The sequence below is a fragment of the Brasilonema sennae CENA114 genome (genome assembly GCF_006968745.1).
Classification (GTDB): Bacteria; Cyanobacteriota; Cyanobacteriia; order Cyanobacteriales; family Nostocaceae; genus Brasilonema; species Brasilonema sennae.
In genome coordinates, this window is sequence record NZ_CP030118.1 from 6,390,558 (window position 1) to 6,412,387 (window position 21,830).

Consider the following 21,830-nt stretch of genomic DNA (forward strand, 5'->3'; position numbering starts at 1 on the left):
GGATTTAAAGACTAGCTTAGCAATAGAAAAAGTTTTTTTCAAAAATCCTGAGTTTTAAAAGCGTTCTCGTAGGATATGCTATATTCTGGAAAAATATAATGTTGGAATCTCAAGGTAGTTATGAATCCAGAAGATTTTATGCGTTTGGCGTTGGAAGAAGCAAAAAAAGGAGACGCCCCATACGGTGCTGTGATTGTCAAAGATAACCAAGTGGTTGCCCAAGCTCATAATACAGTGAAGCGAGACAACGATCCTTCTGCTCACGCAGAAATTAATGTCATTCGCAGTTTAACCACTCAACTACAAAACCCTTCTTTAGAAGGTTATACCATATATACTACTGGTGAACCTTGTCCGATGTGTGCATCTGCTTGCGTTTGGACCGGTTTATCAGAAATTATATACGGTGCTTCTATTGAAGATTTAGTTTCAGTTAATCAATCTCAAATTCACATATCATGTCAAGAGGTTATCGTTAAGAGTTTTAGAAAAGTCAAGGTCACAAGAGGTGTTTTAAGAGAAGAGTGTATCAAAGTCTTTCAGTAAAAAAAATTAACTAGGATGATTCAAATAGGGTAAAAAAGAATTAGCGAAAATTGCAGCTTGGGTGCGATCGCGCAAATCTAAACGATTCAAGATATTTGTGACATGATTCTTCACTGTCCCTTCAGAAATATACAGCTGTTGTGCAATTTCTCTGTTACTAGCACCTGTAGCAATCAATCGCAAAACTTCTTTTTCTCTAGGAGTTAGTTCAGCTAAGCTATCTGGTGGAGATGGTGACTTGGTTGGTGGAACACTAGAAAATTGGGTGAAAAGTTTTTTAACTATTCCTGGTCCCAATTGAGTGTATCCTTTGTTAACAGCACGAATAGCGACAGCCAACTCTTCTGAAGGTGTATCTTTTAGCAAATAACCCATCGCTCCATTCTGTAAAGCGGTTTTTACATACTCATCATCATCAAAGGTTGTTAGTACTAAAACTTTAGTTTTGGGAAAACGCTTTTGAATTTCCCTAGTTGCTGCAACACCATCCATAATAGGCATTCTAATATCCATGAGTACCACATCTGGATAGAATTCTTCAACGAAATGAATTGCAATTTCGCCATTTTCTGCCTCTGCGACAATTTCTAAATCTTCTTCTAATTCCAATAATGCTTTTAATCCTTGACGAATTAAACTTTGATCATCTACAATCAAAACTTTAATCATATTAGTCATAAGTTATTGATTTTTTATCTGGAAATTAGTTTGCGGTAACTTTAGATAAGGGAATATAAGCTGTCATTGTGCAACCAGAACCAGGAGCACTATTAATATGAAAATGACCATTGAGTGCCAAAGTGCGATCACGCATACTTTGAAGTCCAAAACCAGTGGTATTTTGTGTTAAATTAAACCCGATGCCATTGTCCTCAACCTTTAAATGCAAACTAGTTTGAGTCGTGATTATTTCCAGTTTAACTTCTGTAGCTTGTGCATACTTACAGATATTTGTAAATGATTCTTGGACAATGCGATAAACAGTAGTGTTAACTTCAACTGGAATAGGGTGATCTAAGTGAATTTGACAAATTACTGTTATAGGAGTTGAACGTTGAACATTTTCTACAAGTCCAGCGATCGCCTGTGACAAAGATTGCTCATGCAAGGGATGAGAACGCATTGTAGACACTGATTGACGGACATCTTGTAATGCTTTAGAACCTAATTCTTTTGCCCTTCCTAAAAAAGTTTGTGCTTTGGTTGGATTCGATTCCCAAAGTTTCAATGCAGTTTCTAATTGTAAATTTAATGCCGTCAGAGAATGTCCTAAGGAATCATGTATTTCGCGAGCAATGCGGTTGCGTTCTTCAAGAGTAGCTTGATTTTCAATTTGCAAAGCATATTGACGCAGTTTATCATTAGCAATGGCTAGTTTTTCTCGACTTTCTCGCTCAGATAAAACTGTATTCATTAATAGTAAAACAAATAATAACGCTAAGACGAAGACTAAGGCAAAATTGAGAGTAAAAAACCAAAAACGCTCCTGCATTCCTGGAAAAAATCGTATTTGTGCAAAACGACGTGTCAGTGTTAGCACAAATAAAAAAAATGACAAGGCTGTGATAATTAAACGACTTGGTAACTGAAAAATTAAACAACTGCGAGTTACTAAAATGATGTCAAGAAAAGCAAAGATTCTATCACCCTTAACTCCCCAAAAACCAGTTACCAAAATTAGAGATATCTCCAGTGCGGTGTAAATGACTTTACTTATATGGTTACGAGTTGGTAATCTCAAACCCATTAAGCCAAAAAGCACCAGACTACAAATAGTCAGTTCAGGAAAGCTGGTTTGATGTCGATCTGGGTGAGATGGTAGAGCTGCTGTAAAAGCAGCTAACGCTAGCAATACCCACTCCAAATATAGTAGAAACCGGAAAGGATGATTGTAAAATTGAATCGAACGGCTCACAAAAATATACTCAAGCTCAACTAGTTTTATAGTAAAACTATAAATCAAGACTATTCATTTAAGGTTTGCTGGTGAGAATTTTAACAGAGAAAGTATTTTCTATTACCCTTTTATCTTTACTATGCCAAAGAAAGTTGTGAGTTTTTTCTTAGTTACAGAGATAATTTCCTAACCAAAGACTTCATGATTGCTGGATGAATTTACTGATTGTATACATCTATGACTAAAGTCATGGATCTATTCATGACTTTTTCCTCATGTAGCTTTGAAAATTGAACTCTTACCATAGTTGTATCAACTAGGAAAAAAGCACAGAAAGACTTGGATGAAACTCAAAAACTTATCACTAATTTGTGGAGCGATCGCCCTCAGTTTAACTACAACCTCCTTCGCCGTTAAAGCAGAAGCAAACTCCTCTCTACCCTTAGTAGTTGCACAATCTCAGCCAAAAGAAGGACCATTCCAACGTTTGGGACTAACGGATGAGCAAAAAACTAAAATAAAAGAAATTCGTACCAATGCCCGCGCTGAAGTTGACAAAATTCTCACCGAACAACAACGGGAACAGTTAAAAACCGCTATGCAAAACCGCCAGGGACGAGGTGGATTTGCTGCTTTAAATCTTTCTGATGATCAGAAAAACCAATTCCGACAAATCATGCAGTCACAGAAAACGCAAATGGAAGCAGTCCTGACTGTACAACAAAAAGAACAACTGCAAAAATACCGCCAGGAAAAAGGTGCTCGTCGTCAGCAACCCAATATGTAGTTTATCACTGGTGTTGTTGATCATAGCTATGTGAGTTTCCACTAGCTCGGCAGTCTAAAAATTAAGTCCTATTAAGATCCCCGACTTCTCGCGAGAAGTCGGGGATCTTGTTTTTTCACGAGTCTCGCCTGCTTAACATTTCAAATTCTGCTGCCATTTTTTCCCATATAATCCCCTAATTGCATAACTTGATGAGTCTGACCCCTATAAGAAAGAAGATACGAAGGTTAGCTCTTAATCACAAACTTCCGTTCAGTAAACCGGTATAACTTAACGCACATAATCAGACTTTCGTCAATGCGTAAGTCCTAGCTACAACATTATTAAAAGTATAAGGAGTCACTCAAATGTTTAACAAATTTATTGCTACTGTTGCTACTGCCGCTACTGTCTCTACTGTAACTCTTTCTTTGTCTGTTACGTCAGCTTTTGCTGCTCCTCCGAGGGTTCATGTTATCAACAATTGCATGGCTTACAACATGAGTGGACAAGCAGTTTCACCATTAGTAGTTGGTCAATACTACACTGTAGTAGCAACTGGAAAATTTTCTCGCAGTGGTAATAATGGAGTGAAAGTATTGGTTTGGGACCAAAGAAATCAGCGTCGGGGTACACTAAACGTTGCTACCCGTTGCTTGGAATCGAATCAAGGAAGAGTTATATATTATAACTGAATTGTAATCAACTCAACTTTTCCTTGACAATTTGGAGTCAAAAGATACCGCACAACAGGTGTGTGACAACCAGAGCGAAAATTGAGGAATTTCTAAAGAGTTATTAAGCAGTTAAGTACGGTGCTCGTCGTCAGCAACCCAATATGTAGTTTATCACTGGTGTTGTTGATCACAGCTATATGAGTTTCCACTAGCTCGGTAGTCTAAAAATTAAGTCCTATTGAGATCCCCGACAACTTTAAAAGTTGTCGGGGATCTGATTTTTTCAAGAGTTTTCTATCATAGATATAGAAGCCCCACTAAGTTTTTACAAGGCTTGCTTCCATAATGCAACACTTATAAAAAAAAGCTTTGAACAAAAGAAAGATGAATAAGGTTTTTTCGATAAATAAGCTGTCGTCTAAGTTGTTCAGTAAAGTCTCAACTAGACTTGTTGGACAAGTCAGGCAAAAGGTTGAGAAACGGGGAAGAGAAAATAAAAACTCTTTACCCTTTACTCTTTACCCTTTACCCAACTCTAGCAAAAGTCCTATTGTAGAGGTAGGTGAAATATCTAGGGCTAATTGTCTTGTGCCGCGTCCTGTAACCAGATATTCTACATATCATCGCCCAAAGGTCTTCAAGCTCTTGATATTAGCCCTGACAACATTAGGAGTCAGTTTTTTAACACCATCTGCGGCTAAGGCACAAAGTAATTCCACTTCTAGTCCTGGTGTAGGCAACATTCTCAATTATCCTTATGGGACGCGCGTTCATCAAAATGGTGTGATTAACACACCAGATGGCAGTACGATTACTCCTGCCACAACAATCAATAATGGCAATGGCTCTACCACCTACTATTATCAGAATGGGACGCGCGTTAACATCAACACCAATAGAGTTAGCCCTAACGGGGCTGTAATCACACCCGGAAGCTTGAATGGAGGATTGAAGCGTGTACCAGAAAACCCAAACAGAGAACCTTTGCTGACGCCACCAAACCCGAATGGAGGATTAAACCGTGGACTAGAAAACCCGAACAGAGGACCTTTGCTTACGCCAGCAAACCCAACAAGATCATGGCAGAAGCCTTCTTTTTGAACCAGGTAAATACACACAGGGGCAGTAAATGGCATTAAACCAGGTGAGAGTTATCCTAGTAGAACCAGCAGGACCAATTAATGTCGGGTCGATCGCACGGGTGATGAAAAATTTTGGGTTAAATCATCTTGTGTTGGTTAATCCTCAATGTAAACCTTTGTCAGGTGAAGCACTTAAAATGGCGGTTCATGCTAAGGATATTTTAGAGTCAGCAGTCTCAGTGACGACGCTACCAGAAGCATTGCAAGGATGTACGCGGGCGATCGCCACCACCGCTCGTGTTCGTCACTGGGATTCCCCCCTGGAAAATCCCTCCACAGCACTACCTTGGTTACTGGAGCAACCACAACAACCAGCCGCGCTAATTTTTGGTAGGGAAGATCGAGGACTGAGTAATGAAGAATTAAATTATGCTCAGCGGTTTATTCGTATTCCTACCAGTTCTAATTATCCATCGTTGAATTTGGCGACTGCTGTGGCTATTTGCTGTTATGAGTTAGCAAAAAATGACACAGAAAATCAAGAGGATACGCCTAGAGAAAACACGGAGATTCCTAGTGAAAAATTATCTGTACCTTTTGCTGTGCCCATCCCCGCATCTGTTAACGAGTCTGCACCTTTGAACATCTTGGAAGAATACTACCAACAGTTAGAATCACTACTACTCAAGATTGGATATCTTTATCCTCATACAGCAGCTAGCCGTATGGAAACATTTCGGCAAATGTATAATCGTGCTCAATTACAAACTAGAGAAGTTGCGATGTTGCGAGGTATTTTACGACAGGTAGAATGGGCGCTAGAGAACCGGAACAATCATCAAGGCTTTTAACTCATCTTAACTTGTATACTAACTTATCGTCCCAAAACTTGTCATAATAACTTAAGCTCAACTCAAAAAACTAACTATTATAAGCAAAAATTAATGTAAATAATAAGGTGCCTTAGAGGTAAATTGAAAGAGTGGGCTACAAAGTTCGCACACAAAAGACATTTCAATTCCCATCAGGGATTGCTCGAAAGCGACTTTAGCCAATAAAGTAAAACCTTTCTAGATGTGTTCTTTATTTTACACTTTTATTGCTACCCTATCTTATGCCAACGAGAACCGTTATAAAAACAGTCTCACGGCGTCCAAAAACCAGCCGCCGTCCGGTTAAAAGCAAAGTTCCAAAGCAGGGGCAAAATAAAGTCGAAGCGACAAAGCAGCAGCAAGCCCCCTACAGCCGAACAATGCCTACACGTATAAAATCGATTCCCCCCTTAATCCCTGTGACTTCGCCCACAAAGCGATCAGGAGTACCACCAACACCAGCCAAACCAACAGCTGCTGCCAAAGGAAGGATTTCACCATACAATCCAAAGAAAGTACAGTCAAAAAATGTGGAAATGCGGAAGCAGCCGTTACCAAGAAAAATCGGTGCATCTCGACAAAAGAAGCGCTTAAAGCCGATGGCAAGAACATTTTTGTATGCCCTACGGCTGTTAATTGTAGGAGTTGGTATTGGTGCGATCGTAGGTACGGCGTTATCAGTGTTAGATCCTGCAAGTCGCATCAACACATCAAATGGCAGATCATCTGATACAACTATTGGGCAGGCACAGCGACAGTTCCAAAATCCCTCAGAAACCGCTTCAGGGTTATTCCTGACTCAAGAAATTTCTTCTTTAAAAACTATAGTACAAAATTTAGCAGCTGCTAGCCCTAATCTCACACCAGGAGTTTTCTTAGTAGATTTAGACAGTGGCAATTATATAGATGTGAATGGCTCCTCCACTTTTTCTGCTGCTAGCACGATTAAGATTCCTATTTTGATTGCCTTTTTCCAAGATATAGATGATAACAAAATTAGTTTAGATGAAACACTGACCATGACCAAGCAAATGGTTGTTGGTGGTTCTGGGGATATGCAATATAAACCAGCCGGAACTCAGTTCACAATCATGGAAGTGGCGACTAAGATGATAACAGTCAGCGACAACACAGCAACAAACATGCTGATTGAGCGCTTAGGTGGTATCGAGACACTGAATCAGCGTTTCCGCAATTGGGGTTTGACAACAACTACAATTCGCAATCCCCTACCTGATTTGTCAGGGACAAACACGACTAGTCCAAAGGAGTTAGCGAAGCTGATAGGGATGGTGAATAAAGGAAATTTGGTAAGTGTCGCATCGCGCGATCGCATACTAAATATTATGCGTCGCACTGTGAGAAATCAGCTTTTGCCTACTGGTTTAGGAGCAGGCGCAACTATTGCCCATAAAACGGGCGATATTGGCACAACACTTGCAGATGCAGGTTTAGTTGATATGCCCAGTGGTAAGCGTTATGTAGTTGCGGTTATGGTACAACGTCCTAATAACGATCCCCGTGCCGAAAAACTCATTAGCTCAATTTCTCGTGCGGCTTATCAACAATTTAGCCCAAATGCTCCCATACCTCCTAGTTCAGGAAGCACAATCCCTACAGCTGGTTCTCAATCCCCAGTAATGACTCCGCCTGTACCTAACAGGACAGGAAGCACTATCCCAACAACTGGTTCTCAATCCCCAGTAATGACTCCGCCTGTACCCAACAGCACAGGAAGCACAATCCCTACAACTGGTTATCAACCCCCAGTGATCACTGCGCCTCTACCCAACGGTATGGGAAGCACTATACCCCCCAACGGTTATCAACCGCCAGTGATCACTGCGCCTCTACCCAATGGTATGGGAAGCACTATACCCCCCAACGGTTATCAGCCTCCCGTTGCGCCACTGGTTCCACCTCCGGTTATGAATCCGCAGTATTATTATCCTTACCAGCGATAAATTTTTCTTTTTCATGACATCTATCACACCGTCAATCCAATTTTTTTCTGGCATTACTGAAGAACTCAACAATGTTAGCTTGCGACGTAATCTCACCTCTGGTAAGCGTATTGTTGTGATGATTTTTAAGCAACTCAAAGCGTTGGAAGGATTTAATACCTTTACAAAACAACCTTTAAATTCCATGCTTTTAAAAGACGAAGAAGGTGAAATCAGCGTCACTCCATCTTCCACACAATTCATTTTTGGCGGTCCAGAAGGTGATGAGTTGCAGCGCGTAGAATGTAAATTTGAAGTAGACCAAGAAGAGCATTGGGAACGATTCATGAGATTTATGAATCGTTATGCCCAGGTGAATGATATGGTATACGGTGAATCACAATAGTTGTTATGGGAGGCAGGGAATAGGGAACGCTTAACGCTTAACAGGAAACAGGCTTGAAAATCTCCTGGCGTCCGTGGTATGAGCGTGTCTTTCTGTATCAATTCCCTGTGCCAAACCAGAAACAACAGTAAAGCCATTTTTAGCCAAAGCCGTACTAATTTGGTGAGTCCATCGGATACCGTACTCTAAGGGTTGGCGTGTCCCGACAATCCCAACAAGTTGTTTTTGTCCCAGATTTTCTTGCAAATCTATTTCACCACGATAGTAGATAATGGGCGGTGGGCTGGGTATTTCTAGTAGTAACCGAGGATAGTCTGCATCTGCGGGTGTCCAAAAATTCGGGTTTTGTTCTTGGAGTTGTTGGAAAACTTGTTCAGGATGTAAACGAGAACGTTGTTGCACCACCTTTTGCAGCGTTTGAAAACCAAAACCTTCTACTTCTTTCAATTGTGCAGGTTTTGCATCCCAAGCTCCTGCCAGTGTACCAAAATGCAGCTGCAACTGTTGTAATAATACTGAACCTACTCCAGAAATTTGTGACCAGGCTATCCAGTATACACGTTCTTGTCCCAATTACCCATCCTCAAGTCTACTGGCTTGATTATTCCCAGATTGGAGAAGCAAAGATACATTTAGGACTTATATCAAGTTCGCCTAGCTGAGCAAAGCAGCAAGAGACGCCTGCTGTGTCTGCTGCGGCATGTCATACTGTCATACATTTATTAATATATTTTCTTATTAATACTTGCCATGACGATTACCCTTACACAAAAAGACAGTGCTCAATTGTGGGCGGAAGCTGAGCAAAACAGTACATGGAATGCAGCATCAGAACCATTTGAAATTATATGTCAAATACCTAAGCAACTGGGTAAAGGTTATGTGCGAGACATCGAGGTGTATCCCCAACTCTGGCTTTCAATTTCCGACTATAAATATCACGATGATGTGTTATTGAAAGCGCCTGCTCGCAATCACCCCGTGCAATTTTCAGTCCTGCTTTCTGGCATGGTGGGAGATGGAACAGGTGAGTACTTTGGTGGAGGGTATACGCTCATCTCTGGCAGTGGTGTGCAACGAGCAATGACTTTTGAAATACGAAAATCTCAGCACGTTGGCATTGACATCCATATGCAGCCAGATTTGCTGGCAACTTTTTTCCCCACACACGACGGGCAAATTTCCCCTGAGTTGAGTCTGCTGGTGAAGGCCAACGATTGGCAGACATTGCTTTATCCAGAAACGACGACAGCTATAAACTTTGTGGCACAACAAATGATTAACTGTCCCTACCAAGGAATGACAAAGCGGATATATTTGCAAGCAAAGGTGTTGGAACTAATGGCGTTGCAGTTAGCCCCGATTTTGGCGGATCAGGGTGGAGTGCATTCTTCCGGGCAACTGAAGGCACAAACCATCGCCCGACTTAATTACGCCCGTGAAATTTTGCTCTCTAGTTTGGAGAATCCGCCATCGATATTGGAATTAGCGCAGCAGGTGGGGGTGAGCGATCGCACCCTCCGACGCGGATTTCAGAAACTTTTTGGTACAACAGTATTTGGCTACCTGACTGATAAACGTATGGAGTGGGCAGAGCAGCTCTTGCGACAAGGTAACACTACCGTTGCTGCAGTTGCCAATCGGATTGGCTATTCCCATCAGGGGCGCTTTGCTCTTACCTTCAAGCGCAAGTATGGTATCACGCCAAGTGAATGTTTTTTAGGTAAAATGTCCGTTTCAGAGCCATGATACCGTTTTTGTCATAGACTCAGTTGCTAGCGATTCTCTATACTCAATGAATCAATACTAGAAAGCGTTTGCAATAAAGATTTCACTTTGCCTTAGCTCCGGATAAAAAAGGGAACTGGAATTTGAGTTCCTGTTTTTAAGCAGAGTTAGGGAATTTGAACTTTTGCTAACTTAATGTTTGAGGACTGTTGTGATGAAGCGTTGGCAATTGAAGTGTGGTGTTCATCAGTGGCTGGCAGTAGGTTTATCAGGATGCTTGAGTGCTGTTGTTGTTCAAAGTGCATCGGCACAGGTAAAACTAGAGAGTAGGGAAAATTCTTACCAAAATGCTGTAGCTCCCACGATTTTAGGCGACAAAGTTAACCCTTCGGCTACGCTCAGGGTTAAACAGGGGGTAAATCAGACAACACAGTCGCCCGTTTTAAGCACGGCGAGCAATTCTGGTGCAAACAGTAATTCAAAACCGACGCCGACAACAAAAATTCCGCGACTCAGCGAGATACAGCATCCACTTCGTAGTGCCAGAATGCTGGTGCAGTCGCCAACCCCACAAACAACACCTGCTGAACAAATCGTACAAGTCAGCTTCGTGAAGGCAAATCCCACAAACAAAGGTTTGGAACTAGTTTTACAAACATCACTTGCTGCTAACCTGCAACTGCAGAATCGTACTCAGGTAAATAGTAATACCTTCATCGTTGACATTCCAAACGCTCAACTGCGTTCACCTGATAACAGCCCGTTCGTATTCCGCTCACAAAAACCAATTGCGGGTATTACTGAGATAACCGTAACAAACTTTGATGCCAATACTATCCGGGTGACGGTGATAGGTTCAGCAGCTGCACCAATTGTAGAGTTGTATGACAGTCCAAAAGAAGGTCTGATCTTCAGTGTCGCCAGTACTGCATCTTTGGCACAACAGGGGCAGCAACCTCAAACACAACGATCACCTGCACAGCAGCCAGAAAGTCAGACACAACCCACTCAACCGTACTCTACTGGTGATGAACCAATTGAGTTGGTGGTGACGGGTGAGCAAGATGGGTATAAGGTGCCTAATGCGACAACTGCGACGAAAACTGACACGCCCATCCTCTACATTCCTCAGTCGATTCAGGTCATCCCAGCAACCGTGCTGAAGGATCAACTAATTACGCGACCCAGGGAAGCAGTTCAGAACGTCAGTGGGGTGACTCCTGGAAGCGCAGGTTCTCAAACTGCGGTTGGTGCAACCTTGATTTTCCGAGGGTTTGCAGAAAACGCTATTACCAGTAGCACGTTTGTCAATGGTTTTAGAAAATATTTTGGCAACCGCGCTTCGGATACCGCGAATGTTGAGCAACTTGAGATTCTCAAAGGACCCGCATCTGTTCTTTATGGTCAGGGTGAACCGGGGGGCATTCTCAATATCACAACTAAGCAACCCCTTTCAACCCCTTATTACGCGGTTGATGCAACCATCGGCAGCTTTGATTTCTACCGTCCGACCCTGGATATTTCTGGTCCCTTAAATGCAGATAAAACAATTCGCTATCGGTTGAATGCTGCTTATGAAAGCTCTGGTAGCTATGTAGATTTTGTTGAGTCTGACCAGATATTTGTTGCGCCTGTTATCAGCTTTGAACTTGGTAAAAATACCACTTTGACCCTGGAAGGTGAATACTTCCATGTCTCTAAAGTTGAGTATCTTGCTGGTATTCCAGCAGTTGGTTCAGTAATTAAGAGTCCTTTTGGAGAAATTCCTCGCTCCCGGTATCTTGATGACCCAGAATTGGATCTAGACCTTGATCGAGTGGCGCTCGGCTATCGTTTGCAACACAAATTCAGTGATAATTGGTCAATTCGTAATGGGTTCAGAGCCGAATTTCAAAATTATGAGGAGGGTTATGTATTTGCAGGAAGCCTGCAAGCAGACAATCGAACCCTAAATCGTAGTGCTGGCTTCGACAACAGTGACTCAGAGAATTACGTTCTGCAAACAGATGTTTTTGGCAAGATTCAAACGGGTAGTGTAAAGCAGGATTTGCTATTCGGCTTAGAGTTGGCTAGAAACAATCTCACACTAGAAAGATTTAGTATTGCTGTACCGCCGATCAATATCTTCAATCCAAACTATAGCCGCCCTCCCCTTGAACGCCAATTGACGAGAAATCAAAATGAACCTCAAAATTTCATTGGTGTCTATGCCCAAGACTTAATCTCAATTGGTGACAATCTGAAAATTTTGCTAGGTGGTCGCTTTGATTATGCAGCAGGCTCCACTAACAATCAATTCTCGTCGGGTCTACCCAGCGAACAAGAAGATAGTGCCTTCAGCCCTCGTGTTGGTATTGTTTACCAACCGATTCAACCCGTCTCCTTATACGCCAGTTGGACGAGATCGTTTCAACCTTCTCGTCCGGTTCAAGGCAATGCAGACGGTACACCGTTTAAACCAACCACGGGCGAACAATTTGAAGTTGGGGTGAAGACAGAATTTTTCAACGGCAGACTTGCAGCAACACTGGCGGCTTACCAACTTACTAAACAAAACATTGTTGTGACTGATCCAGTGAATCCAAGACTCAGCCTTCAAGTCGGTGAACAACAAAGTCAGGGTATTGAATTTGACCTTGCCGGACAAATCTTGCCCGGTTGGAACATCATTGCCAGCTATTCCTACATTGATTCGGAATTCACCGAAGATCCCAGACCTGCTTTTAAAGGTGACGAGCCGAGTAATGTTCCTCGAAATAGTGCCAGTTTATGGACAACCTATGAAATTCAGACGGGAAGCTTGAAAGGGCTGGGATTTGGAGCCGGATTGTTTTTTGTAGGCGAGCGACAAGGAGACTTACCGAATACGTTCGCATTGCCTAGCTATGTCCGAGCCGATGCAGCTATTTATTACCGTCGTAACAACTTGCGAGTGGGACTGAATTTCAAGAACTTATCTGATGTGTATTACTTTGAAAGTGCTTTGAGCCGGACTAGCGTATATCCCGGCGCACCGTTTACAGTACTAGGGACAGTTTCCGTACAGTTTTGATCCCACGCCAACGCCAACTGACAAGTCAGCGCTTCGCGATCGCATAATCTCAAAAGAGCGATCGCTTTTTTAAGCCTTGCGTAACCTCAAAAGAGCGATCGCTTTTTCAAGCCTTGCGTAACCTCAAAAGAGCGATCGCTTTTTTAAGCCTTGCGTAACCTCAAAAGAGCGATCGCCCCTTCAGATTGCCATAGTGCTGTTGCTCATTAAGCGGTGTTGTACTTACCTGCACATATGTAAACTTTTGTTGATTTTAGTTTCATTAAGCTTGTTTCTTTAATACAAAAATCTTTCAATACTATCTTATACAGCGCTCATGAACAAAAATTCGAGACAGCTGCTTTTGACACAGCCTATCCTACAGCACCGTTTACAGTTCAAGGAACGATTTATTGGGAGTTTTGACCAACAAGGGGTGTAGGGGAAATACCCAACTCTCCTCTAGCTTAGCAATTATATTTTAAGGTACCTACTATGAACTCTAAAAAACTACGCGACTTGATATTTACCCTACACCGCTACATCGGTTTAGCGGTGGGACTGATTGCAATTATTGTCGGCTTAACCGGTAGTTTATTAGTCTTCCATTCCGAAATTAGCACCTTCGATCAGCAGCGCCTTTTTGGCACAATCACCCCTCAAGGTGAACCTCTGCCAGTTGAGGTTGTTCTCAACACTGTCAAAAAAATTTATGCCGATCAACCAGACGCAACAGTGCAGAGGATTCACTTGCCCTCAAAGCCAAATGAGCCGATGAATGTAATCCTGAAAACCAAACAAAAGGAATGGACAGAAAACTACGTTAACCCTTACACTGGAGCAATTCTGGGTAATAACTTGCAGCCAAGCTTCATCCAAAAGTCTTTTGAAATCCTCTACCCACTCCACTATGCTCTTTTAGGCGGTGACATTGGCTATAAGTTTGTGGGGATTATTGGTTTACTGATGTCGTTTATGAGTATTTCAGGTATTATCCTTTGGCCTGGTTGGCGTAAGTTGATATCTGGATTCAAAATCAAGTGGAATGCCCATCCCAAGCGGCTTTATTTTGATATTCACAAAGTTGCTGGCTCTATTGCATCAGTATTTTTAATCTTCGCATTTTTCACAGGATTTTGCTGGAGCTTCTCTGAAGTCGTCAACCCGATGATTTACACACTCAGTTTCTCCAAGCAGCAACCAACTCCAGTTTCTGTTGTTGTTGCTGGTAAGTCTCCACTAGGACTTAAAGAACAATTACAAACAGCTATTGCTGCCTTACCTCAAGGAGAACTCAGGAGAATTTATTTTCCAACTAAACCAGAAGAAGCTTTAAATGTTGCTTTTAAACTTCCCCACGAAACTGAGGACTATGGTCAAAGCAGTGTTTATCTTGACCAATATAGTGGTAAGGTTTTGCGAGTTGATAGTTCTTTGAAGGTGTCATTGGGCGATCGCATCCTCAACTCTTTTACTCCCCTACACTATGGTACATTTGGTGGCTTGCCTACTCGCATTTTCTACGTCTTTGTTGGATATATACCGTTGGTTCTATTCGTGAGTGGTATTGTCATGTGGTGGTATCGCTATCGGGCAAAAGTTAGTGTAGGCCATAAACCACTGGACGCAAACGGTATCGCACATGAGTCCAATACACACGAACTGCTGTGAATGTGAAAATGCATCCACTTTCACAGCAGTTCGTGGAAATGTATAAAACTCAAATGAAAATCACTATATATGTATACTTCTGACACACTGAAAGCCGAACTCAAGGCAAAAGGTTATCGATTCACCCCGCAACGTCAAGTTATTTTTAAAATTTTTCAACATGTGGTTAAAGGTGATCATCTCAGCGCAGAAAAAGTACACCAGTTACTGGTTGAGCGTGGAGAGGGGATGAGTTTGTCTACAGTGTATCGCACTCTAAAAATTATGGCGCGGATGGGAATTTTGCGAGAATTAGAATTAGCACAGGCACAAAAGTACTACGAACTCAACACCACCTCTAATTTTCATCACCATCATATTGTTTGTGTCCAATGTCATCAGGGTCTTGAATTTGGCAATCAAGCTATTATCAAACAAGCGACCAAACAAGTGAAAAAAGCTGGGCTGGAACTTATCGACTGTCAGCTAACGCTTCATGCCATTTGTCCAGAAGCTATACAAAAGGGATGGCCTGCATCAGTACCAACTCATTGGATTTGTTCAAGAGTTACCAAGACAAATAACGAGTTTGAAAACACGGCCTAGTAGTTCTTAATCGTTAAAACCCGTGTTTTTGTTTTCTGTAAAACGCTTATTCAACGCAAGTTCCATGAGGAATGAAAACACGGTTTTTAGAAATTATGTCCTACTAGTACTCGACCACAGCAACTTTGATGAGTTAAGAACGAACCGCCAAAGCGCCAAGAACGCAAAGGAAGAGAAAGAAGAATAAATATAAAAATGGGTTTACCCCGCAAAGTTAGTATGGTGGACTACTAGTGTTCGACCAACCCAAAATTGCGGGGTTAAGGCAGGGTGAGGAAGTAGTTGACTAATCAAAAATCCAAAAATCTATGAGCACCGCTGATACCGCATCCCCGGTAATTGCGAAACTAAACCCATCAACTCCAATTGCAACAAAGCACTCGAAACCTCAGGCGTAGCTATGCCCGTTTGTTGAACAATAAAATCAAACGCTAAAGCTTCTGAAGTAATTGCATCCATAACTCGTTGAAGTTCTGGTGGTAAACTTGGTAAAGTTAACTGCTGCACTGATGGGGATGCTTCAACAGAATCTAGTTGTGGTATTGCTCCCAGCATTTTTAATAGTTCGTCTAATTCCTTAACAATCGGAGTCGCGCCTTGGCTAAGCAGTTTTAAACACCCTTGCGATGAGTGATCATCCAGTCTTCCAGGAAGTGCATAGACATCTCGCCCAAAATCATTTGCGTAACTTGCAGTAATCAAAGCACCTGATTTGATCGGTGCTTCCATCACCAGCACAGCACGACTTAAACCTGCGATAATTCTGTTGCGACGAGGAAAATGGGTGCGATCAGGTGGTGTCTTTGCTGGATACTCACTTACAACCAAGCCTGCAGTCAAAATCTGTTTGTAGAGTTCGATATTTTTAGATGGATAGACAACATCTACACCTGTACCTAAAACTGCGATTGTGCGTCCTCCAGCTTTCACAGTAGCGCCGTGACTTTCAGTATCAATTCCCTCTGCCAAACCAGAAACAACCGTGAACCCATTTTTTGCCAAAGCCGTACTAATTTGGCGAGTCCATCGCATACCATACTCTGAGGGTTGGCGTGTCCCTACAATCCCGACGAGTTGTTTTTGTGCCAGATTTTCTTGCAAATCTATTTCACCACGATAGTACACAATCGGCGGTGGACTAGGTATTTCCAATAGTAAGCGAGGATAGTCTGCATCTGCTGGTGTCCAAAAATTCGGGTTTTGCTGTTGGTGTTGCTGCAAAAATTGTTCAGGATGTAAACGAGAACGTTGTTGCACTACTTTTTGCAGCGTTTGAAAACCAAAACCTTCTACTTGTCCCAACTCTGTAGGTTTTGCGTCCCAAGCTGCTGCCAGTGTACCAAAATGCTGCTGCAACCGTTGTAATAATATTGGACCAACTCCTGAAATTTGCGACCAAGCTAGCCAATATGCACGTTCTTGTCCCAATTCCCCATCCTCAACAAGTCTACTGGGTTGATTATTCCCAGATTGGAGAAGCAAAGATACATTTAGGACTTACGCAAAAATGCGGCAATCACTTCCTGTCTTACTCCCATCAGGCGTGCAAGATTACCTATCTTCTTTGTGATTTTCTTGGCGTCCTTGGCGACGCCAGTCACCTAGGTCGGCGTTTAAGAAAAGAAACCCTTTTTTAGCTGACTCCGGGAAAATTTGAGTAACCTATTTTTTTAACTGTCTTAACTGTCTTAACTGTCCTTGTGTCTTTTTTTTATTCGTGTTAGTTTAATGACGTTTCCTACTTAAATATAATTTTTAAAAATCATTTTTTACATACATTTAGAAGACATCATTATTAACGAAAATATTGAATAAAAATCGGATTTTTTTAATAAACTGAATGATACGAATTATAGGGCTGTAATAGGAGGTGTTACTTTAGTTATTCAAGCTAATGGTTTTAAAGTAAGAGTCAAAATTCAACAACCTATAGTAAAAAATTAAAACATCAAAAGGAGAAGAATTCTAGGAGAAGTTAACTTAACAAAGAAAACATGTTAAACCTTTCAGCCGTTTGTTATTGTAGTCAAGGTGTTAAAGAGTTAAACTGGAAATTGGAGAAATATCCTGAAAATCCAGTTGATTTCATAAAAGAATTATTGAATTTATCAGATGTCGATTTGTACTATTTGAAATGGGAAATTAAAAATTCTCCGCAAGAAAATATAAGAGAATCGCTTGGTGGTAGTGGAGGTTTGAGCGAGTAACTTTCCCTCACCTTCTATGCTCTTGTTACACTTTCAAAATTATGGGTTTGTTCAAGAGTTACCGAGACAAATAACGAGTTTGAAAACACGCCCTAGAGGGGATCAATCCCAATACTTTTCGGTTAAAGGGCAAGGGGTAAAGGCAAAGGGGAAATAGCTTGGTTTTCATCCCTTTTCCCCTTAACAAAGAGGTATTGGGATCAATCCTTAACAGCAAGCGTATTTTATGGTGCTGTCTGTGTCGGTGTCGGTGTCGGTGTGAGTGTTGATGTTGGTGTTGGTGTTGGTGTTGGTGTTGATGTTGGTGTTGGTGTCTCTGTAGGCGTGGGTGTCGGTGTCTCTGTAGGCGTGAGTGTCGGTGTCTCTGTAGGCGTGGGTATCGGTGTTTCTGTAGGTGTGGGTGTCGGTGTTTCTGTAGGTGTGGGTGTTGGTGTAACGGTTTCTATAGGAGTTGGGGTAGGCGATGGAGGTGGAGCAGGATTTTCTGCTGTAATTGCAAGTGTATAATCTGATGTGTTTGACCCCGTCGCAACAATCACATATTCATAAAATCCGCTTTCTGGAAGTTGAACGGATAAACTACGTTGTGTTGAATCTTCCAAAAATGGCGATTTTCCACTGGGGGAATACACGGAAAGCAAAATTTTAGAATTCGCATTGAGCCTGACTCTCATCGATTGCTGTTCGTTAAGTTGGGCGATAAAAACTTTACCTTCTCCTGGTTTGAGAGTACCACTGACTCTGCTAGTAATAGCTCCTTTGTCAAAGGCTATTTTCTTGAAGGCACTGCCAGAAAGGATAGCATTGAGTTTGTCGCTGACAAAACCTTGCCAAACTTGTCCAATCGGCTGATCAATAAAATTCTTGCCGCGCTGTTGTGGAAATTGCCGATAAAATGCTGCATCTGCTAAATCATATAAAGAACGACTACCAACGTTGATTTGGTTGACTTCGACTTTTGCGCGATCGCGTTCTGCTTGTCCAAAACTACCCAATTTTTGACGTGCATCTGAACTCAAAACCGTGAGTTTTTCTAGCAGCTGTTCTGCTAAACTGTCCCATTGTGCCCGCAATTGTTCATCTTCTGGCTCATCTGTCAAAGTACGGTTGCGTAGAGTTGGATTTTTCTCCCAAAAAATTTGATTAACTAAGTTAGTAAAAAATTTATTGTCGATATTGAGTTGTTGACGGCGTTGATCTAATTTTTCCTTACGCTGTTGTTCTTGTAAGGAAAGTTTTGGATCGTTAGGCGACAGGGACGAAGAATCAAATAACTGATTTGCTCCCCACACACCCACACTCACTGCAGTAGCCAAAACCACGACTATGGCAATGATTTTACCAGGTGTCCACCAGCTGAGGGTGGGAGTAGGAGAGGGTGGGTTTGTGTAAGGTGACGATTCCTGTCGAGTGGGAGGAGTGGGAGTCGGGGATACAGCTAGAGTTTGTTGTGTTTGTGGTGGTGGTGAAATCGGAACAGGTTGCTGTGGAGAAGGATAGCTGACAGGTGATAAGTTTAGTGCTTGCAGAACTTGATTAGCGCTTTGATAGCGTTCTTTTGGTTTTGGCGATAGCATTTTATCCAACACCATCCCGAAACTCGGGCTGAGGTTAACTTCTCGTCGCCATTGCCAGGTGAGGGTATACTCATCTATTAATTCTTGGGGTTGTTTACCTGTCAGCAAAACGAGTACTGTTGCGGCTAAAGCATACAAATCACTATGAGGCTCTACTAACCCAGTCTGCATCTGTTCTGGAGGTGAGTATCCTATCTTACCCAATAGTGTTGGGAGTCCGTGAGAAACTGCACCAGGTTGATAATATTGCGAGACGACTGTTGCAGCGACTTGTTTAACTCCACCAAAATCGATTAATACTGGGAGTTGGTCAGTGTTGCGTAAAATTAAGTTGTCAGGAGAGATATCACGGTGAATCACTCCTATAGAATGGATGTATTGCAAAACAGGCAGAATTTGCTGCATGAGCAAACTGACTTCTGCTTCTGTAAATCGTAAACCTTGCTGCTTCTTTGCATCAAACAAAGAGCCGTAAGTTTGCCCTTCTACAAAGTCTTGCACCAGAAACAGGTATTCCTTACCACCTAAGTTAATGCGCAAAAGTTCCCGGAAGCGGGGAATTTGCGGGTGTTGCAGCTTGTAGAGAACGCTGGCTTCTCGCTGAAACAGTTCTTCAGCTTTTTGTAAAACGTATGGTGTTTGAACTTGAGGGGAGAATTCCTTTAAAACACAAGGTTCGCGAAAGCGGTTAACATCCTCAGCTAAATAAGTACGTCCAAAACCTCCCTGTCCTAATTGACGGACAATAAAGTAGCGTTCGCCCAAAGTTTGCCCATTTTGAATACCTTGACTCACTGGGTGATCCAAACTTTCGCCGCAGTGTAAACAAAAGCGACTACCAGTTGGATTTTCGTGTCCTTTAGAGCAATAAACAGAATTCATAGTTATTAATCATGACTCATGAGTCATGACTCATAAGTCAGGTACTTTTGACTTTTACTTTAATTCGCAGATTCTACTTTACTCACTTGGTCAGCAGCAAGTGCATACCATATTTGACCGAGTGTCTGTTTATCAAGTTTCTCATTATTGCGTCGCTCTCCCGGAAACAATCGGTCAAATTTTTTGTTTGTGTCTTTGTTGAGTTGGTCAATGGTATAGTTACCCAGTTGTCCTGCTTGTGCTTGTTGTCTCCAATTGTCGTAATCTCGCGCAGTGTAGCTTCCCAGTTTCCGACGCGCTGATTTGCTGAGATTCGCTTGTTCTAGTTGATTTAACACATCTTGTGCGATCGCAAACCATTCCTTTCGTAAAGCGTTATCTTCTGAGTTCCCCGTGAGAGTACGTCCTTTTGCATCCGGATTTTTAGTATAAAATTTTCGATCTACCATTTTTGTAAAAAAGACTTCTGGTATTTCTAGCTCCTGACGGCGACGGATAATTTGGTTACCGCGATTTTCTTGGCTTCTAGTAGTAGTTGGTTTTTCCGGAGGATTTGAACCTTTGGGGATTGTAGGTAATGATATTGTTGGTAGAGAAATAGATGTTACAGCGTGAAAAACTGCATTGACAACTGCCCAAGTCCCTGCTAGTGTCAAAACAATCACACTTGTGCTGATCAGACTGACTGCAAAAGGACGAAGCCAAACAGGCAGAGGTAACGCCTGAGCAGCCATTTGAGTGTTGTTATGGAACTTACCAACAAGAGTTTTGACACGTTTACCGCCAGGAGCAGCGATCATCGTCTTGAGCTTAGTCATTTGAGTATTTATAGGTTTGGTAGCGCCCTTGTAAAACTGTAAATCTTTGAGAACATCGTCAGCTTTTTGGTAGCGATCGCTTGGTTTATATTCCACCATTCTTTTCAACACAGCTTCTATTTTGGGGCTGACTTTTATTTGTTCTCCCCAACGCCAATTTCCCTGATAAGAATCATACAGTTTTTGTGGATCTTGACCAGTTAATAACACAAGCGCCGTCACAGCTAAAGAGTACAAATCGCTACTGGGAAATGCTTTTCCCTGACGTAATTGCTCCTCTGGTGCGTAGCCCTTCTTACCCAAGATAGTCCGAATTCCACCGAGTTGCGTAAACCAAAAACCCTTAGAAGCTGGTAATTGCTTCACTCCACCAAAGTCAATCAGCACGGGTAATTGATCACTATGCCGCAAAATGATATTATCAGGAGAAAGATCACGGTGAACAACATTCACTCTGTGAATGTAAGACAAAACAGGCAACATTTGTTGCAGCAGTTTGACAACTTCTTCCTCACTAAAAGTTTGTCCCTGATTTATACGGCTTTCTAACAAATCCCAGTAGTTGTCACCCTCTACATAGTCTTGCACCAAAAAGAAAAAATCTTTGTTACTCAACTGCACTTGTAGCGAGGCGTGGAAACGTGGAATTTGTGGGTGCTGTAGATTTTTGAGTACAGTCGCTTCTCGTTCAAACAGTTCTTTGGCTTTTTCTAAATCCTGTTCTTCAACTTGGGGTGCAAACTCCTTGAGCACGCACTTTTGTTGAGATTCATTTAAATCTTCAGCCAAATAAGTGCGTCCAAAGCCACCCTGTCCCAAATGACGTACAATCCGATAGCGGTTATCGACAACTTGCCCTACCGCCAGAGGTAACGGCTCCCCACACTGAGTGCAAAAGCGGTTCTTCTCGTTGTTTACGTGTTGTTTGCTGCAATAAACATCCATGATGCTGAAGCATGAATAGAAGGTTTTTATAAGTTGCTACAAAACAGAAAGCCACAATTACGCATACTCTCTCTATATATTTTGCACTCCTTTGCTCAGGAGAATGAGAAAGAATGCAACAAAGGTTAAAATACTGACAGTAGGTAGCAGTGGTCTGAGTTTTACTTGGTGGGATGAACAATCGAAATTTTTTACAC

General features: G+C 42.0%; 17 protein-coding genes and 1 pseudogene. 12 read left to right on the top strand and 6 right to left on the bottom strand.

The window, feature by feature from the left end; all coding sequences use genetic code 11:
* Nucleotides 1–120 precede the first annotated feature (120 nt).
* A complete protein-coding gene (locus DP114_RS26570) occupies nt 121–546 on the top strand; it encodes a nucleoside deaminase (RefSeq protein WP_169266369.1) in 426 nt (141 codons plus the stop codon).
* A gap of 6 nt (nt 547–552) precedes the next feature.
* Here the strand turns inward: DP114_RS26570 and DP114_RS26575 are convergent, their stop codons facing one another.
* Nucleotides 553–1,215, bottom strand: coding sequence for a response regulator (locus tag DP114_RS26575; RefSeq protein ID WP_171978309.1), 663 nt, complete (start codon nt 1,213–1,215; stop codon nt 553–555).
* A 34-nt stretch (nt 1,216–1,249) separates the two neighbouring features.
* Nucleotides 1,250–2,461, bottom strand: a complete 1,212-nt coding sequence (locus DP114_RS26580) for a sensor histidine kinase (RefSeq protein ID WP_171977548.1) — start codon at nt 2,459–2,461, stop codon at nt 1,250–1,252.
* Between the two features lie 325 nt (nt 2,462–2,786).
* On the opposite strand from DP114_RS26580, the gene DP114_RS26585 reads away from it, so the two are divergent.
* From DP114_RS26585 to psb28, 6 genes are all read left to right on the top strand, one after another.
* Nucleotides 2,787–3,230 (top strand): Spy/CpxP family protein refolding chaperone, encoded by a 444-nt coding sequence (locus DP114_RS26585; protein ID WP_171977549.1) that lies wholly within the window; start codon nt 2,787–2,789, stop codon nt 3,228–3,230.
* A 347-nt stretch (nt 3,231–3,577) separates the two neighbouring features.
* Nucleotides 3,578–3,904, top strand: coding sequence for a hypothetical protein (locus DP114_RS26590; RefSeq protein ID WP_169266372.1), 327 nt, complete (start codon nt 3,578–3,580; stop codon nt 3,902–3,904).
* Nucleotides 3,905–4,270: 366 nt separating this feature from the next.
* Nucleotides 4,271–4,987: a hypothetical protein gene (locus tag DP114_RS26595; protein ID WP_169266373.1), complete on the top strand. Its 717-nt coding sequence runs from the start codon at nt 4,271–4,273 to the stop codon at nt 4,985–4,987.
* Nucleotides 4,988–5,015: 28 nt separating this feature from the next.
* Nucleotides 5,016–5,819, top strand: coding sequence for an RNA methyltransferase (locus DP114_RS26600; RefSeq protein WP_171977550.1), 804 nt, complete (start codon nt 5,016–5,018; stop codon nt 5,817–5,819).
* A 263-nt stretch (nt 5,820–6,082) separates the two neighbouring features.
* Complete coding sequence (locus DP114_RS26605) at nt 6,083–7,804, top strand: serine hydrolase (RefSeq protein ID WP_169266375.1); 1,722 nt, start codon at nt 6,083–6,085, stop codon at nt 7,802–7,804.
* Between the two features lie 13 nt (nt 7,805–7,817).
* The gene (gene psb28 / locus DP114_RS26610; protein ID WP_169266376.1) at nt 7,818–8,189 is read left to right on the top strand and encodes a photosystem II reaction center protein Psb28; all 372 of its coding nucleotides are present in this window, start codon (nt 7,818–7,820) and stop codon (nt 8,187–8,189) included.
* An 81-nt stretch (nt 8,190–8,270) separates the two neighbouring features.
* On the opposite strand, the pseudogene DP114_RS26615 reads toward psb28, so the two are convergent.
* A pseudogene (locus DP114_RS26615) lies at nt 8,271–8,762 on the bottom strand (DNA-processing protein DprA); the annotation flags it as partial.
* Nucleotides 8,763–8,939: 177 nt separating this feature from the next.
* On the opposite strand from DP114_RS26615, the gene DP114_RS26620 reads away from it, so the two are divergent.
* The 4 genes from DP114_RS26620 (at nt 8,940) to DP114_RS26635 (ending at nt 15,204) form a co-directional block, all read left to right on the top strand.
* Nucleotides 8,940–9,938, top strand: coding sequence for an AraC family transcriptional regulator (locus tag DP114_RS26620; protein WP_171977551.1), 999 nt, complete (start codon nt 8,940–8,942; stop codon nt 9,936–9,938).
* A gap of 193 nt (nt 9,939–10,131) precedes the next feature.
* Nucleotides 10,132–12,969, top strand: a complete 2,838-nt coding sequence (locus DP114_RS26625; RefSeq protein ID WP_171977552.1) for a TonB-dependent siderophore receptor — start codon at nt 10,132–10,134, stop codon at nt 12,967–12,969.
* Between the two features lie 474 nt (nt 12,970–13,443).
* Nucleotides 13,444–14,619: a PepSY-associated TM helix domain-containing protein gene (locus tag DP114_RS26630; RefSeq protein WP_171977553.1), complete on the top strand. Its 1,176-nt coding sequence runs from the start codon at nt 13,444–13,446 to the stop codon at nt 14,617–14,619.
* A gap of 69 nt (nt 14,620–14,688) precedes the next feature.
* Nucleotides 14,689–15,204 carry a Fur family transcriptional regulator gene (locus tag DP114_RS26635; RefSeq protein ID WP_171977554.1) on the top strand — a complete coding sequence of 172 codons (516 nt, stop codon included), beginning with the start codon at nt 14,689–14,691 and terminating at the stop codon, nt 15,202–15,204.
* A gap of 306 nt (nt 15,205–15,510) precedes the next feature.
* On the opposite strand, the gene dprA is transcribed toward DP114_RS26635, so the two are convergent.
* Nucleotides 15,511–16,632 carry a DNA-processing protein DprA gene (gene dprA, locus DP114_RS26640; protein WP_171978310.1) on the bottom strand — a complete coding sequence of 374 codons (1,122 nt, stop codon included), beginning with the start codon at nt 16,630–16,632 and terminating at the stop codon, nt 15,511–15,513.
* Between the two features lie 566 nt (nt 16,633–17,198).
* On the opposite strand from dprA, the gene DP114_RS26645 reads away from it, so the two are divergent.
* Nucleotides 17,199–17,411 carry a hypothetical protein gene (locus DP114_RS26645; protein WP_171977555.1) on the top strand — a complete coding sequence of 71 codons (213 nt, stop codon included), beginning with the start codon at nt 17,199–17,201 and terminating at the stop codon, nt 17,409–17,411.
* 224 nt (nt 17,412–17,635) lie between these two features.
* Here the strand turns inward: DP114_RS26645 and DP114_RS26650 are convergent, their stop codons facing one another.
* Nucleotides 17,636–19,870: a serine/threonine-protein kinase gene (locus DP114_RS26650; RefSeq protein WP_169268182.1), complete on the bottom strand. Its 2,235-nt coding sequence runs from the start codon at nt 19,868–19,870 to the stop codon at nt 17,636–17,638.
* 59 nt (nt 19,871–19,929) lie between these two features.
* Complete coding sequence (locus tag DP114_RS26655; protein ID WP_169268181.1) at nt 19,930–21,633, bottom strand: serine/threonine-protein kinase; 1,704 nt, start codon at nt 21,631–21,633, stop codon at nt 19,930–19,932.
* Between the last annotated feature and the right edge of the window lie 197 nt (nt 21,634–21,830).